Source organism: Microcystis sp. M_QC_C_20170808_M9Col (genome assembly GCF_007095495.1).
In the GTDB taxonomy this organism is placed as follows: Bacteria; Cyanobacteriota; Cyanobacteriia; order Cyanobacteriales; family Microcystaceae; genus Microcystis; species Microcystis aeruginosa.
Window position 1 is genome coordinate 19,951 of record NZ_SFBZ01000031.1, and the last position, 13,564, is coordinate 33,514.

The following is a 13,564-nucleotide window of genomic DNA, read 5'->3' on the forward strand; positions in this document are numbered from 1 at the left end:
ATTTTAGCGATAATTATCACCTGATTAATCGGCCAATGTCTGAAAAGCTGTCTCTAGCTAACCTCATTTTCAGAACTGGTGTCTAGAGTATTAGCTCTTAACGATATATTTAGAGCGTTTGTACTGGATGCAACCCAGGTGTGCTGCCATAAAATATTGTTAACCTTTGAGGTTAACAATATTACAAGGGTCATCTACAATGGATATTGTCTTTAAGGAAAAAAAATTTGAGAACGAATGCAATAGCCAAAGACTACTGAAAAAACAGTATGGAGAGAAGATGGCTAAGAAAATCAGGCAAAGACTCGACGACTTAAAAGCAGTTATTGTCCTGGAGGAAATGCGATCGCTGCCGGGACGTTGCCACGAATTGTTACATAACCGTGCTGGACAACTATCTCTAGATTTAGTTCATCCTCTCAGACTAATTTTTGAGCCGGCTAATATACCGATTCCTCAAAAAGCAGACGGGGGAATTGATTGGAAGAAAGTAACCGCAGTCGTAATTATTGGCATAGATGACACCCATGACTAATACTATTGAGAACAGATATGCACCGGATTTTATTTCTCCACCGGGAGAAACCCTTGCCGAAATCCTAGAAGAAAGAAATATGTCTCAATCGGAACTCGCCCAACGCATGGGCAGACCGAGAAAGACTATCAATGAGATAATAAAAGGTAAAGCGGAGATTACTATCGATACCGCCTTACAGATAGAGTTAGTGTTAGGAACTCCCGCCGGTTTCTGGATAGAGCGCGAAAGACTTTATCGGGAATATTTAGCGAGAAAAAATGAGAATCAAAGATTAAAAGGTTATTTAGGCTGGTTAAAACAAATTCCTTATCGCCAGATGACTGAATTAGGCTGGCTCAAGTTTGATGAGGATAAAATAGAGCAATTACGAGAGAGCTTGAATTTTTTTGCCGTTGTCTCCCCTGAGCAATGGGAGGAGATTTGGGGGATAAATTTATCGATTGATTTTAGAAAGTCTCAAGCATTTGATAGCGATCGAGGGGCAATAACAGCATGGTTACGTCAAGGAGAAATAGAGTCATCGAAAATTAATTGTGCTGATTACAACGAGTTGAAATTCAGAGATGCCTTGCGACAAATTCGTTCGTTAACTATTAAGTCTATCGAGGTATTTCAACCGCAAATGATCGAGCTTTGTGCGGCAGCGGGGGTTGCCTTAGCCTTTGTCCCTGAACTTCCGAAAACAAGGGTACACGGTGCTACCCGTTGGTTAGATTCTCACAGAGCTTTAATTCAATTGAGCGATCGATACAAAACAAATGATCATTTTTGGTTTTCTTTTTTTCATGAAGCTGGTCATATTTTATTACATGGGAAACGAACTTTATTTTTAGAGGGGCAAGATATTCAAGATACAATTAAAGAAAAAGAGGCGGATGTTTTTGCGGCTAATTTCTTAATTGCTCCCAGAGATTGGCAGAGATTTATCGCCAATAATTCTCTGAATAGAAAAGCTATTAATCAATTTGCCGAACAACTAGGAATACACCCTGGTATTATTGTTGGTAGAATGCAACATGAGCAAATTATTTCTTATCAAAACTGCAATGATCTTAAGGAGAAATATTGTCTAAATACGCAGAATTCCTTTTTGGTATTGACGAGCGACTCCCCAAAAGGAAAACTTCCTATCTCATCATTAAGATAACTGCTGTAAGCGGAGATTACTAAGGATAAATTTGGCAATAATTGACAAAATTGCGATAACATCAAAAAAAGTCAGGTAGAGGATAGTTATGCTCGATCTTGCGAAATTAGCGGCAAAAATGCCAGGAATCAGTCAACATTTTCAACAGGAAGTGACAGCTAGTCGCGAGCGAGTGCAAAGGGCTAAAATTCTTTTAGAACAGGCTCAACAGCAACAGGAAAAACTGCTAGAACTCTATCATAACTGGCACGATCGCCTAATTTTCTCTGTCGCGCTACCGATCGAACCTCTCGACACCCGCGTTACTATCCTTCCCCCCCCCGAAAGTCATAGCGTTTTTGCCACGGATGGTTCCCAAATTGCCCCTTCTCACCACGAAATCGCCTACTGTTATCTAATTAATATCGGTAGGATCATGTTGCACTATGGTCAAAATTTGCACCCGCTCCTCGATAGCATTCCCGAAGTCTATTACAAATCAGAAGACCTCTACATTTCTAAACAGTGGGGTATTCGCGTCGATGAGTGGATGAGTTATCGTCGGACGGTATTAGAAAGCCAAATGTTAGCAGAAATGGCTACTCGTTGGGTAAAACCCCCTGGGGCCCATTATGAACCAAATTTAGCCCTCGTGGATGGTTCTTTGATCTATTGGTTTATCGATAGTCTCCCCCCGGAAGCAAAAGATTTAATTTTGCCACCGATTTTTCAGTCTTGGGACGATTTAAAATCAGCTAAAATCCCGCTTATGGGTTATATTAGTGCTTCTCGTAGCACAGAAGGCTTAAATTTCCTGCGTTTACAATCTTGTCCCCATGATACTCCCAATTGCTTGATCAATTGCGGTGATTTAGACCCAGAAAAAACCCCTTGTCGCGTTGTCGATCCTCTCCGGGATGCTTCTCTCTGGGGTTATTTATTGGAACCGGGGCAAAGAAGTCCTTTTTGGCGCAGTTCTTTGAAAATACTCGATCTTTATGGGGATGAACATCGCATTTACTTCTGTTATCTCCATGTGGGGACGGAAATCGCTAGGGTAGAGGTTCCTGCTTGGGTGGTGGAGGAGCGAGAATTACTCGATCGCTCTTTGAGTATTTTACTGGCCCAGGTGTTAAAAGGTTATGGTTATCCGATCGCCTTAGCGGAAGCGCACAATTTAGCAGTGATTAAAGGTGGCGATCGCTTGCGTTTTTTTGCTCTTTTGGAACAACAAATGATTAAAGTCGGTTTACAGGATGTGGGAACATCTTATAAGGAAGCGAGAAAGCGCAGTAGTATCGCTTAATTGAGGAGGCAGCAGATGGGGAGTGGTCACTGATAACTGATAACTGCTAACTGATAACTGCTAACTGATAACTGGTCACTGATAACTGATAAGTAGGTGGGTGGAATTAAATATAAAATGAACGTAGGTTGGGTTGAAGCATGAAACCCAACGCCCGCATGGGTTACGCTACCGCTAACCCATCCTACAAATAATTGTGCCTACCTAATAACTGATAACTGATCACTGATAACTGATAACTGGTCACTGATAACTGATAACTGATAACTGATCACTGATAACTGATAAAGGTGGGAATTACCCACCTTAAACTTGATTTTTGCCGAATTTTTCTAGCGACTGCTCCGATCTTGGTCTAAGACGCTGACGGGGAAATTATTATAACTAACGTGATGCTTGCTGGTTTTTTGAATTTCTTCTTTGATTTGATCTAGATCAACATAGCGATCGGCTACATTAATTAAACTATCACTGGTCATCGAGCGCAAACTAACCACTTCCACTCGCGCACCACGGTAACTGACGGAATCGGCAGCATAGGCCAAATCCCCATCACCACTGACAATTACTGCGGTATCATAGGAACCCACTAGCGCCATTAAATCCACGGCAATTTCCACGTCAAGATTGGCTTTTTTGGAACCATCGGGCAATTGTACTAGATCTTTAGCGATGACTCGATAACCGTTGCGACGCATCCAGAGGAGGAATCCCTGCTGTTTTTCGTTAGTGCGATCAACTCCAGTATAAAAGAAGGCGCGCAAGAGACGAGAACCGGCAGTTAAACGACAAAGTAATTTGGTGTAGTCAATTTCGATACCTAATTGCAGAGCCGCATAAAATAAATTAGAACCATCGATGAAAATCGCCACACGACCGCGATTTTCTAGCACTTGTTCGGGGGTAAAGACTGGGGCTGTGTCATAATCATCAAACATTTTATTTTTCCTCGTTTGTTAAAAGTTTAGTGTTGGGTGTTTGCCAGTTGTGTCCCAAAGGACAACAGACCTTAAAAAATAGAGTTATCAAAAAATTCCCTTAGGAATCGTTTAACGGCAGTTCTAGTTTAGAAAAGATCGGTTCAGGTGTTCCTAGTTGTGGATTTGTGGGTAATCCCCATTGACAGTGTTGGGAAAAAGAGACACCATCAGGGAAGTTTTCCCCATCCTCCGACCTGAAAGTATTAAAATCAATAACAAAACCTAGTTGTTGATAAATTTTACTGCTTAAGGTCGGTATTATCGGTGAGAGTAGGTAGGCAGAGAGTCTTACTGATTCCAAAACTGCGTAGAGAACCTGTTCTACGGCTGCTTGTTGTTTCTGTTTAAATAAACTCCAGGGCGCACTCTCATCGATAAACTTATTACTAGCACGAATTAACGCCAATATTTCCTCACAGGCTTGATTAAATTGTAGCGCATCGTACTTCTGTTCAACAATGCCCCCTAAATTGATCCCCATATTCTTAAGGTGATTATCGTTGGGGATATCTACGCCAGTCAACTGGGGGGGGATATTTTGGCAGTATTTTTTAACCATGCCTAGGGTGCGATTGAGGAGGTTGCCTAAATCGTTGGCTAAATCCGCGTTAAGAATATTAACAAATCTGGTTTCCTGAAAATCGCCATCCTGTCCTAATTCAATCTCTTTGACGAAATAGTAACGGACGGCATCGGCCCCATAGCGATCAACCAAATCGAAGGGATCGAGGGTATTACCGAGACTTTTGCCCATTTTCCGCCCGTCTTTGGTCAAAAAGCCGTGGCCGAAGACTCTTTTAGGCAAGGGTAAACCCGCCGACATTAGCATAGCTGGCCAATAAATGGCATGGAATCTTAATATATCTTTACCGATCAGATGCAGATCGATCGGCCACCATTTGGCCAAGGCATTTTCTAGGGTGGGTTCGTCTTCGGGGTCGAGAAGGGCGGTAACATAGCCAAGAAGGGCATCAAACCAAACGTAGATGGTATGCTGACCATCGTGGGGAATGGGAAACCCCCAAGCCACATTAACCCTAGAGATGGAGAAGTCCTGTAGTCCTTGGTTGACGAAGTTGAGAACCTCATTACGTCGGCTTTCCGGTTGAATAAAATCGGGTTGTTCTTGGTAAAATTGTTCTAGTTGTGCCTGATACTTAGAGAGACGGAAAAAATAGTTTTCCTCATCGCGCCATTCGGCGGCCAGATTAGTATGAATGGGACAACAGCCATTATCTAACAGTTCTCTTTTTTCCTTAAATTCTTCACAGGCGACGCAATACCAACCCTGTTGGCGATCGAGATAGATATCGCCCTTTTCCCAGACTCTTTCAAAAAATTCGTTAACAATTGCCTGATGACGGGGGGCAGTGGTGCGACTAAAGCGATCATACTGGATGTGTAGCTTTGCCCAGAGATTGGCAAAACTGGTGGCAATGCGATCGCAGTGTTCCTGGGGATTGAGTCCTTTGGCTGCCGCAGTCCGTTCGATTTTCTGTCCGTGTTCGTCGGTTCCTGTAATCAGGAGGACAGAATTGCCCTGTAACCGCTGCCATCGTGCCATAACATCCGCTACGATCGTTGTGTAAGCACTGCCGATGTGAGGGATATCGTTGACATAATAAAGAGGTGTTGTCAAAGCAAATGTTTTTCGCTCATTTAAATCATTCATGAAATTTATTTTTTTAAATAGACGAGGCTGCCCCGAGGCCGGTCCGTAGATGATTGGGACATAATCCCTATATTTTATGATCCTCTAATTCTGTTTTATCCTTTAGTTGTGATCTAAGTCAATAAAAACAATCTTAAGGCCGATTTTTTTTTTCCATGAAGCTGCTTACCCCCCTATCCACCTCTCGTTTAATTCTTGATACCACGCGCACGAGTCTGTTTACCGTCGGTCAAGAAAATCTACCCGGCCAAGGAGTGGCGATCGTGGTAAGTAACCATCGTAGCTTTTTGGACGCGCCGATCTTAATTCAAGCTTTGGGCAAAACTCTCCCGATCGCCTGTCATCACTACATGGGAAAAACCCCGCTTTTGCGGGAATTAATCGGAGAATTGGGCTGTTTTCCCTTTGATACCCCTGAAAAGCGCCACCGGACTTTTTTTCGGCAAGCAACGGATTTTTTACAGTCCGGACGATGGATCGGTTTATTTCCAGAAGGTGGATCGCCGATGTTAAATTTGACTGCTCCTCGTCAAATTAGCCGTTTTCAGAGCGGATTTGCCCATTTAGCCCTGCGTTGTCCCGTGGAGAATTTATTTGTCTTACCTGTGGCTATTCTCTCCGAGTCGGAAACTGTTATTAGTCCTTTTCCCGTGCGTTTGCTACGCTGGTTAGATACCACGGAACCTTTATTCGATCAAGATGGTTGGCATCCCGTTGTATTTTATCATCGTGTCAAGGTGGCGATCGGTCGTCCCTATGGAATTACTGAAAGCGATCGCTCAGATTATCAAGGTAAACAAGGAAAAAAAGCCCTTAATCGTTTAATTGGTCATTGTCAGTCGGAAATTAGCGATTTATTGCTGAAGGGCTAAGTCAGGAGGCAGTCGGCAGCTTTTTTCTTCCCACTTCCTAACTCATAATTCATAATTGATACTGGAGTGATTTGTTATAAGTAGGGAGACACAATTATTTGTAGGATGGGTTAGCAGTAGCCTAACATGATCGGGCGTTGGGTTTCATGCTTCAACCGTTCGGCAAAAGCTCACGGCCGAAGCCCAACCTTGAATGATATTATCAGTCTAACTATCGGTCGGGTGCAGTGATTGGTTAGACAGATGGACTTTAGATGAAGTTTATGGAGATTTCCACTCTCCTTCTGGGATCATGGCTGTAATCATGATGTTACGCAATGTTCCAGTAGGTAAATCTCTCCCTTGATGGTAAGGTACGATAACTTGAGTATCTTGATCCCTACCACGCCATTTTCTATGACTACCCTTCTGAGAGATCAGTTCAAAGTTATACTTGCGTAATATGCGCTCAACCTCGTCAGCATTCATTCTCCTGAGTCGAGTCATCCCACCATAACCTCACGGATTACTGCTCCTGGTAGAAGGTCGATAGCATCAGGTTGTAAATAAAGCTCGATCGCTTCGCGTATATTATTGAGAGCTTCCTCTTGTGTAATACCGGCAGATGTGCATCCGGGCAGTTCCGGACACCAAATTGCCCATTCGTTTGTATCGGGATCGGGTTCAAGTATCACTCGCCATTTCATAGGGACTAAATCCTTAGAGAACTACCCAAGATGATAACAGATGGACTCCACAAGCATAATCAATGCTCAAGCCCGGGATGACTCGATAGTGGTTCACGTTGAAAAAGCTCCCAATTCCATATCTTCGTTAGAAAGGCTTTGCTGCCATTTTAATTCACTTTCAATATCTTCTAGCAATTGATAATTCATAATTCATAATTCATAATTCATAATTGATACTCCTTTTTCTTATTGCGCCAATATTCTGACTAGCTCTGCTTTCTTCATCTTGCTTAAACCAACGATTCCTTTTTCTTTGGCTAGAGTCTTTAATTCAGAAACAGTCTTGAGTTTGAGAGTTTCTTCTGAAAATTCCTCAATCACTGCATCTTGTTGAGATTCAGGAGTGAGATAAAAGACAGTTTTGAGTAAATCTAATCCCTTCCCTTTTGTAATTCCACACTTGAGGGCAACAATTGAGTCTAAACTCTTCCAGAATTGACGGGGAGCTTCATCAATCCTAGCAGTAGCAGTAGCTAATTTAATTGTTTTTAGTGGGCTATTCGGTTGTTCAATTAAGAACTGTAAAGCAGATTTAATTTCTTCTCTTGAAGCTGTTGACAGATTTAGTTTTGGGGTTTCTTCTCTTGCCAAAACTCTGGATATATTCCTAGCATCTTCTGTTCCATCGGCAATAATACACCAAATTCTTTCTAGTCCAGCCCTTTCAGCCACAGCATAAACAAATGAGTTGCCGATAACTTCATAGCGATCCTCTGATAGTTCTTTGACGATTACAGGCAGCCAATTGCGTCCACCTGTCTGCTGTAATAGTTTGGCAGCAACTTCAATTAAAAAACTATCAGCATCGGTCCCATTGGTAATTTCTATTTCATCTAAGTAGAGATACTTCAAAGTACCAATATCGGTATATTCCATCATTGTAAAAAATACTCCTTTGCTAAGTCTTTGTAGTAGTCATGAGCGGAACGACTTTTATAAACGGCTGGCACGCAAGCGAAAGCAGCACTGGCTATAATAGCGTATTCTGGCAGGTGATGAATATGCAAATCTTTTTTGGCATTAGTATATCTGGGATAAAAATAGTGTACAAGGTTTTTGTCATTTTCTAGTATTTGATCAATTGCTTTTTGGGCAAGCTGTAACTGTGGTTGAGTAATCTTCTCACCGTTGAAAAAAATTGGTAAGGCTATGGGAGTCCCCTCTTTTTTTAATTTTTGCATTTGCGGCAGAAACTCCTTGATGGCAATAGCTGCATTATGAAGGGAGAATGAATTGTTATGTTTTGTGGGTAAGAGGACAACATCGGCAGCATAAACAGCCAGCCGGCTAGTAAATCGCCAATTGGGAGCTGCATCTATAAAGATGTAATCGTACTCATATCTAGCTAAGTCTAATTTTCTATGGAGAGTGGATATTTTCATGTGAGGATGATAGTCAGACTCCGTAAGCCCTGCTATTTTATTATCAGCAGGAACAACATCGAAGGTAATTTGTAGTTTTGAATTCTTAAAAATATAGGGGCTAATCACTGATTTTAGGTCAATATTCTTGTCAGTTAAAGCCTTTTCTAGTAGGCCATCTTCTGGGTTTATATTTAGGATAGATTTAGTTAAATCTCGTTGATTAAAATCAAAGTCTAAAACTAAAACTTTTTTACCTAAAAAGGCAAGGAAAGCGGCAAGATTTACGGTTGTGGTGGTTTTGCCTACACCGCCTTTATTATTGTAAACAGTAACCGTTAATGCTTTGGGAGTATTGTCAATTTTTGTCTTGATCCGAGCTACGGTCTCATCAATGTTCTCAGGAGTTATTGCTATGCAAGTAGTGGCAGGAAAAATGATTTTACCATGTTTTCTAAATAACTGGATGTGCGAACCGTTAGTGATAATTCCCCATTGGGATGCTTTACACTTAGTCCCTAATAACTGACGCTTTAACTTATCGACAGTTGCCTTATAACCTGGACTATTTTCAGTTAGGTTAATCTCTCTACCCTTTAACTCTATCAGCAGAAAAGGATTACTCTTTGTCTGCAAAAAAATATCGTTTTCTGGGTTTCTCCGAGTGGCAAAGTCGGTAATCCCACCGCCTCCCGTGTCGTACTGTGGGATTATCTCCGTGGTTGAAAATCCTAAATATGATATCAGGTAAGGTGCAAAGTTGGTGCTAACAATAGCTTCCGACGCATCTTGAGGCAAATGCTGAAGATAAGATTTGAGACTTGTTACTCTGGGGGTGTTATCTTTCATCGAAAAAATGGGTCTGAAACCCCGCCCTTTAGCGATAGCGGAGGGCAGCTTTATACAAGTTAGTGAGAAACAATTAAACCGTTAGAACGACGAATTAACTGAATCTTACTAACAGCTATTTGTCCCAATCGTTTCCAACTGGTATCGCTTACAGATAGCTGTTTTTCGGTATCTCCACTAACATAACCAATCCCTTTGGGAGAAGAAACTAAATCTCCTTTACGGAACCCATGTCTTGTGGTAGAGCCACCATATTTACGTCGTTTACCACCCTTAGAAAAAACCATCAGGTGAAGTTGACGACGACTAACAGGAGGACGTTTGATGACAGCAAAGGGAGCGTTTGTTACTTTAACATAACCCTTCCAATCATATCCATGTCCATTAGAAGTATGGAATGGCAAATAATTTAAAAATTGAAAACAGGCAAGAGCAATTCCATCGTTAGCATGACTTTCTGGTGATTGTTCTGCTTTATTTTTAGACTTTTCTAGTCGCAAATGTTTTCTGAGATTAGAGGTTTGCCAACCAAAGCGAGTATGGACTGTTGCCAATTGAGACAGTTGCTCAATAGCCCATTTTTGTCCAACCATAACCGGCGAGAAACCTTTTCCAGACTTAGCTCCTTTTCTACTGGAAGTTAGATCAATATCGGCTTTAATGTACTCAAAGTAAATATCGGTAATTGGATAGATTTTGGTTAGTTCGGAAACGACTCGAAGTTCAAGTTGACGATTAGCTCTGATTGAGGGAGCTAATTTTCCTTGTCTTCTATTTGAAAATCGTTTTTGTCGATGCGCTCTTAGATTAAAAGGAAGTTGGCGGTTAATCCGTCTTCCTCTACGTCCTCTTCGCATTAACCGTCTATTGTCCATGCGCTCTTTTACTCGTTTAAAAGGAAGTTCTAAGTGAGCCTTCCAAAGAGTAAAAAGAGAGGATTGAACGCCAATTCCAGAGAATAATTTACCCGGGTCAATACCAATGGCAATCGGTTGGGTTTTGTTATCGGAAGGTTCATCGGTTAGCTGGACATAGAAAATATCTAAGTCGTTGAATTTACCGATAGCTTTTCCTTCCCTAATCCACCGTCTAGCCCGACTGGGTTTGGTGGGCATTAACGGTTTTCCGTCTTTTGAGATAACAGGAACTCTTGCCATGGAGATAATCCTTAAGAGTAAAGTTAAAGTCCCTTACCGCAACACAATCAAGATGTCTTGTCTAACAACGCTTTACCAATAAAGCTTAGAGGTAATCCGAACTAGGGAAGTATTCGGAAGTCTGTGCCAGATTGTGTCTCGATGCGGTAGTCTCTACTTGCGTCGCCTAAATTGGTCTAGGCAAGCTCCGTCCCTTTTAGGGCGGGGTTAGTGACTTCAGTTCACAAACTATAGACTAAAGTTAATGAATTGCTCTTTTTTTGAGTATAACACTCTATTTCCTCAACCCCTAAACCATTATGGAAAAATTAACTAATCTCGATCGCTTGGCTGAAGAAATTTTAGGTTTAATTCCAACAGAAACGGTTATCATTGCCGAATTTGACGGTGATAGTATTGATTATCGGGCGGGTGCGGGTAAAAACAGCCAGGCAATTGTGGGCAAAAGGGGTGATATTGCCACGTCGGGATTGTGTACGGTGGTTTACCGGGATAGTTGTCCGGTGGTGGTGGAACAAACCCTAGGAGATAATCGCATTCGTCAGGATATAGCGGTCGCTTTGGGGATAAAAACGGCTTTAGCTGTGCCAATTAGAGTTAATAATCAGTTATTTGGCGCAGTAATGCTTTTAAACCGTCTCGATGGTCAGGAATTGACCGATCGAGATAGTTTGTTAGTGGAGGAATATCTGAACTCGCTACTCAGAAATGAGGGATAGAAGGGGTTGGGTAATCCAGTTGAATGCTACGGCGATTTGATGGTTAAGGGTGGGCAGACGGTAGAGATAGACTAAGCGACGGGTAAGATGGGCAAGGGGACCGGCTAATTCTAGTCCTAAACCGCTAATGGTAGCTTCATCGACTCCGAGGGTCAACATTTCGCCTAAAGGTTGATAACGGAAGGGTAAAGCTGGTTTATCGTGGAAACTCGCCCAAATATTCCAAGCGCAGTAGTCGGACTGTTGAAGGGCCACTTGGGCCGTGGCAGCATAGGGTTTATCCTCTTGGTCGCGACTATCGGCCGCATCGCCGATCGCGTAGATCTTGGGGTTTTCGACAGTTTGTAAATATTGATTAACTTTTAGTAATTTGCGCTCATTATGTGCTAGAGGCAAATTAGCGAGCAGTGGGGAGGCGATCGGACTAACGGTCCAGAGAATTAGATCAACGGGGATATTGTCGATCTGTCCTTTGTAGTCAAGGGAGAGGCGATCAGCTTGAATGTCGGCGACGGTGGTTTCTAGGTCTAACCAAACCAGACGTTTTTCCAGGGCTTTTTTGGCGGTTTCGCGGTTAAATTGGGTTGAAGGGCCAAGTATATCGCTATTTCTTTCGATCAGACGAATTCTTCCCCTTTCTCCGAGGCGATCAGCCAGCTTACAGGCTAATTCTACGCCGCTATAACCGCCCCCGATAATGGCGACCCGAATTTTATCGCGATCGGATTGTTCTAGGGTTTTGAGTCGATCCCGAAGACGATAGGCATCCTCGAGACTACGGAAGGGGATAGCGTGGGTTCTGGCCCCGGGTAGGAAGTCAAGGGAGGATTGACCACCGAGGGCGATCACGAGGCGGTCATAGCATATATCGTTTTGATTGTCAAGGGTTATTTTATGATTATTAACATCGATCGCCGTGACGGTTCCCTGTTGGAAGTCAACGGGGGTATTGGCGAGTAATTCGCTGAAAGGGGGAGCAATTTCCCAGGATTGCAGTTCTGAGGTGACTAATTCGTAGAGAAGGGGAGAAAATAAAAAGCGATCGTTTTTATCAATTAAGGTAATTTGGGGGGGGTGTTGATCGGGCCAAGGCAATTGACTCAAACGTAAAGCAGTATAGAGTCCACCAAAACCACCACCGAGAATACAAATTTTTGGGCTTGAGTCAGTCATATCGATCGCTGAGGGTTTTGTTTCTTATTTTGACACTCCCTGCCGTAAAATGGACGGGGAAACTTAAACCCAAATTTTCGGTAAAGCGAGGAAAGAAAAATAAGTAGTCGTGCAAAATTAATTTCCTAGTAAAGATAGGCAAAAGGCAAGAGGCAAAAGGCAAGAGGGGGTTAGATATGTGTAATTAATTTTGCTTAGGTACTTAGTTTTTATTTATCTACTCAGCCAAATCGTCAGCAAAGCCATAATTGTAGCCAGAAAAAGGATATGATTCATCCAATCGTCGAAAGACCAATTTTTAAACATAATCACTATTAGCGTAGAAAACTTTTAAACCTACATCCAATCCTACACATCTTTTAGTCGGTTCTAGCGGTTTTGCATCTTCCCGAATATCAACGCTTAGACAGAATTGGACATAATAAACATTTGAACGATTATTTTTCTGAAACTTAGGATAATCATTGTTTATCGACCTTAAACAACTACTTATATGCTAACCTATACAGCAGAGATTGTCAAGATTTAAGTCGTGCTTCGCTGTTTTATATTGGTTGGGGTTTCATCTCGTTAAAAGCGAGAGTCTTCACCCCGACATTTGAGATAAAATTAAGATTAGAGCTTATTAGAGAGGAAAAACCTAACCAGAAGAATTTTTAGGTGAATCCTAATTGCGATGGGAGTCTTTGGGAATAACATCCAAACCGAGGAGAACCTTTTGAGTATTGGACATATCGCCGATAATTCTTTGTAGGGGTGGGGGAAGTTGTTTGACTAAAGTAGGAGTTACGAGAATTTTATCCTGTTCCGCTAATTGGGGCTGTTCGAGAACATCAATTATTTCTACTGTATAAAGATCGGATAACTCCTCGCGACAGATACGAAAAATATTGGCGATCGCCCTCTGGGATTTACTTGAATCGCCCATAATGTAGAGTTTGAGAAGATATTGACTCATCGAAAATTTGGGTCTGAAACCCCGTCGTTCTACGACGGCTTTACTGTTAAATATTAGCACATTTACGAAATATATGCTAAAACGTGAGGTATGGAAAAAGCCTATTCGTTTCGATTTTACCCAAC

At 42.0% G+C, this 13,564-nt stretch carries 14 protein-coding genes; 5 read left to right on the forward strand and 9 right to left on the reverse strand.

What is annotated here, in order from left to right; genetic code table 11:
• Window positions 1-199 precede the first annotated feature (199 nt).
• The 3 genes from EWV68_RS02095 to EWV68_RS02105 all read left to right on the forward strand — a co-directional run bounded on the left by EWV68_RS02095 (window position 200) and on the right by EWV68_RS02105 (window position 2,970).
• Window positions 200-535 carry a type II toxin-antitoxin system RelE/ParE family toxin gene (locus EWV68_RS02095; protein WP_002800095.1) on the forward strand — a complete coding sequence of 112 codons (336 nt, stop codon included), beginning with the start codon at window positions 200-202 and terminating at the stop codon, window positions 533-535.
• Window positions 528-1,685 carry a HigA family addiction module antitoxin gene (locus EWV68_RS02100; RefSeq protein WP_287168652.1) on the forward strand — a complete coding sequence of 386 codons (1,158 nt, stop codon included), beginning with the start codon at window positions 528-530 and terminating at the stop codon, window positions 1,683-1,685. Before EWV68_RS02095 ends, EWV68_RS02100 begins: the two co-directional genes overlap by 8 nt.
• An 88-nt stretch (window positions 1,686-1,773) precedes the next feature.
• On the forward strand, window positions 1,774-2,970 hold the full coding sequence (locus EWV68_RS02105; protein WP_061431983.1) for a DNA double-strand break repair nuclease NurA: 1,197 nt from the start codon (window positions 1,774-1,776) through the stop codon (window positions 2,968-2,970).
• A 332-nt stretch (window positions 2,971-3,302) separates the two neighbouring features.
• On the opposite strand, the gene EWV68_RS02110 is transcribed toward EWV68_RS02105, so the two are convergent.
• Together EWV68_RS02110 and metG are read right to left on the reverse strand one after the other, a co-directional pair.
• Window positions 3,303-3,908, reverse strand: coding sequence for a LabA-like NYN domain-containing protein (locus EWV68_RS02110; protein WP_002743578.1), 606 nt, complete (start codon window positions 3,906-3,908; stop codon window positions 3,303-3,305).
• A 100-nt stretch (window positions 3,909-4,008) separates the two neighbouring features.
• Window positions 4,009-5,622 (reverse strand): methionine--tRNA ligase, encoded by a 1,614-nt coding sequence (metG, locus tag EWV68_RS02115; protein WP_287168654.1) that lies wholly within the window; start codon window positions 5,620-5,622, stop codon window positions 4,009-4,011.
• 155 nt (window positions 5,623-5,777) lie between these two features.
• On the opposite strand from metG, the gene EWV68_RS02120 reads away from it, so the two are divergent.
• On the forward strand, window positions 5,778-6,494 hold the full coding sequence (locus EWV68_RS02120; RefSeq protein WP_046663353.1) for a lysophospholipid acyltransferase family protein: 717 nt from the start codon (window positions 5,778-5,780) through the stop codon (window positions 6,492-6,494).
• A gap of 261 nt (window positions 6,495-6,755) precedes the next feature.
• Here the strand turns inward: EWV68_RS02120 and EWV68_RS02125 are convergent, their stop codons facing one another.
• From EWV68_RS02125 to EWV68_RS02145, 5 genes are all read right to left on the reverse strand, one after another.
• Entirely contained in the window at window positions 6,756-6,962 is a 207-nt protein-coding gene (locus EWV68_RS02125) for a type II toxin-antitoxin system HicA family toxin (protein WP_012266944.1), read from the reverse strand.
• A 14-nt stretch (window positions 6,963-6,976) separates the two neighbouring features.
• The gene (locus tag EWV68_RS02130) at window positions 6,977-7,180 is read right to left on the reverse strand and encodes a type II toxin-antitoxin system HicB family antitoxin (RefSeq protein WP_002776494.1); all 204 of its coding nucleotides are present in this window, start codon (window positions 7,178-7,180) and stop codon (window positions 6,977-6,979) included.
• Between the two features lie 228 nt (window positions 7,181-7,408).
• A complete protein-coding gene (locus EWV68_RS02135) occupies window positions 7,409-8,101 on the reverse strand; it encodes a Rho termination factor N-terminal domain-containing protein (protein ID WP_287168656.1) in 693 nt (230 codons plus the stop codon).
• A complete protein-coding gene (locus EWV68_RS02140) occupies window positions 8,098-9,432 on the reverse strand; it encodes an AAA family ATPase (protein WP_287168658.1) in 1,335 nt (444 codons plus the stop codon). The genes EWV68_RS02135 and EWV68_RS02140 overlap by 4 nt, the downstream gene beginning before the upstream one ends.
• A 59-nt stretch (window positions 9,433-9,491) precedes the next feature.
• The gene (locus EWV68_RS02145) at window positions 9,492-10,589 is read right to left on the reverse strand and encodes an RRXRR domain-containing protein (RefSeq protein ID WP_287168660.1); all 1,098 of its coding nucleotides are present in this window, start codon (window positions 10,587-10,589) and stop codon (window positions 9,492-9,494) included.
• Between the two features lie 299 nt (window positions 10,590-10,888).
• Here EWV68_RS02145 and EWV68_RS02150 point away from each other — a divergent pair, with 299 nt between their 5' ends.
• Window positions 10,889-11,308, forward strand: coding sequence for a GAF domain-containing protein (locus EWV68_RS02150; RefSeq protein ID WP_287168662.1), 420 nt, complete (start codon window positions 10,889-10,891; stop codon window positions 11,306-11,308).
• On the opposite strand, the gene EWV68_RS02155 is transcribed toward EWV68_RS02150, so the two are convergent.
• Both EWV68_RS02155 and EWV68_RS02165 read right to left on the reverse strand, forming a co-directional pair.
• Entirely contained in the window at window positions 11,288-12,481 is a 1,194-nt protein-coding gene (locus EWV68_RS02155; RefSeq protein WP_287168664.1) for an NAD(P)/FAD-dependent oxidoreductase, read from the reverse strand. The two genes, EWV68_RS02150 and EWV68_RS02155, sit on opposite strands and share 21 nt — an antisense overlap.
• A gap of 667 nt (window positions 12,482-13,148) precedes the next feature.
• A complete protein-coding gene (locus EWV68_RS02165) occupies window positions 13,149-13,439 on the reverse strand; it encodes a circadian clock KaiB family protein (RefSeq protein WP_002757114.1) in 291 nt (96 codons plus the stop codon).
• Window positions 13,440-13,564 lie beyond the last annotated feature (125 nt).